Consider the following 1,539-nt stretch of genomic DNA (forward strand, 5'->3'; position numbering starts at 1 on the left):
GGATCGGCTTTCAGCCCGTCCAGAATGCTTTCCAGCGAGGTTTCAGCGGCGAGGGCCACAGGCGCGTCGGCAAGACCTAGACGCCGGGCGCGGCGGCGCACCTGATCGGCGGCCTCTTCGCCGGAAATGTAGACGGCACGGTGGCCGTCGCGGGCGAGGCGTGCGCTCGCCTGAAGCAGAAGTGTCGATTTGCCGATGCCCGGATCACCGCCCACCAGCACCGCCGAGCCGGGCACCAGCCCGCCTCCGGCCACGCGGTCAAACTCGGCGAGGCCTGTCTCGAAGCGTGGCGGGTCATCCGTCGCACTGCCAAGGTCGACGAGTTCGAGGCGGGCGCGGCGCGTGCCTGAACGTTTCGCGCCGCTGGCCTGCGTGCCAAGCGGGGCGGACTGGGTTTCCTCCTGCAACGTGTTCCACGAGCCGCAATCATCGCAGCGCCCCGCCCATTTGGCATGGACCGCCCCGCAGGACTGGCAGACATAGACACTGTCGGAACGGGCCAAGCGGTATTCTCCGGTTGCAGCTGCGGGACAGGCGTCGGGCGCCAGCCTATTCGTCGACCGAGCGGCCTTGAACGAAGGCGCAAACGGCCGGATCGGCGCACGAATCGATGCCATCAAGGCCGCCGCGCCAGCGTATCTTGCCGTGCTCGATCATGGCCACCTCGTCAGCAATCATGCGCATCGAGGCCATGTCGTGCGTGATCGTCACTGCCGTGGCGCCGAGCGATTTCACCTGCCGAACGATCAGCCGGTTGATCACGTCAGCCGTCACGGGATCGAGCCCGGTGGTCGGCTCGTCGAAGAAAAGGATGGCCGGGCGCGCCACGATGGCTCTGGCGAGGGCTGCGCGCTTGAGCATGCCACCTGAGAGCTCGCGCGGAGCCTGAAAGGCGACATCCGCCTCCAGATCGACCTGTTCGAGCGCTTCCACCGCGCGGTCACGCGCTTCGGCCCGTTTCATCTTGTGGGCTTTCAGAAGCTTGAAGGCGACATTTTCCCAGATGGTGAGCGAGTCAAAAAGCGCGCCCGACTGGAAGAGCATGCCGATCTGGTCGAGGCCCGGATCGGAGGGATCATCGGGGCGGACAGTCTCGCCGTCGATCTCCACATGTCCCTTGTCCGGGGTGATGAGGCCGAGCGCGGTTTTGAGCAGGACCGATTTGCCCGTGCCCGATCCGCCAATGATGACGAGGGACTGGCCTTCGCGTGCGTCGAGAGAAAGCCCGTCGAGGACGACATGTGAGCCAAAGCGCTTGGCGACGGACTTCCAGGCGATTTTCACCGAGCCGGTCATCATGGCCTCCTAGACGAACAGCGAGGTGAGAATGAAGTTGGCGGCGAAGATCAGCATGGCGGCTGACACCACCGCATGGGTCGCGGCCCGGCCGACCCCTTGCGCGCCGCCTTGCGCCCGGTAGCCGTGATAGCAGCCCATCAGGGTCAGCAGGAAACCGAACACGGCGGCCTTGATCAGGCCGGATATGACATCCCAGCGCTCCAGGATGTCGACCGAATTGCGGACATAGACCGTGGGGTC

At 65.5% G+C, this 1,539-nt stretch carries 3 protein-coding genes; all 3 read right to left on the minus strand.

The window, feature by feature from the left end; genetic code table 11:
- Positions 1-503: ATPase domain-containing protein (locus ACTS2Z_RS03000; RefSeq protein ID WP_442571750.1), on the minus strand; the 503-nt coding region annotated here is incomplete at its 3' end.
- A gap of 46 nt (positions 504-549) precedes the next feature.
- Complete coding sequence (locus ACTS2Z_RS03005) at positions 550-1,296, minus strand: ABC transporter ATP-binding protein (RefSeq protein WP_442571752.1); 747 nt, start codon at positions 1,294-1,296, stop codon at positions 550-552.
- Between the two features lie 9 nt (positions 1,297-1,305).
- Positions 1,306-1,539 (minus strand): MlaE family ABC transporter permease (locus ACTS2Z_RS03010; RefSeq protein ID WP_442571751.1); only part of this gene is annotated, 234 nt, incomplete at its 5' end.

The sequence above is a fragment of the Glycocaulis sp. genome (assembly GCF_052168375.1).
Taxonomy (GTDB): domain Bacteria; phylum Pseudomonadota; class Alphaproteobacteria; order Caulobacterales; family Maricaulaceae; genus Glycocaulis.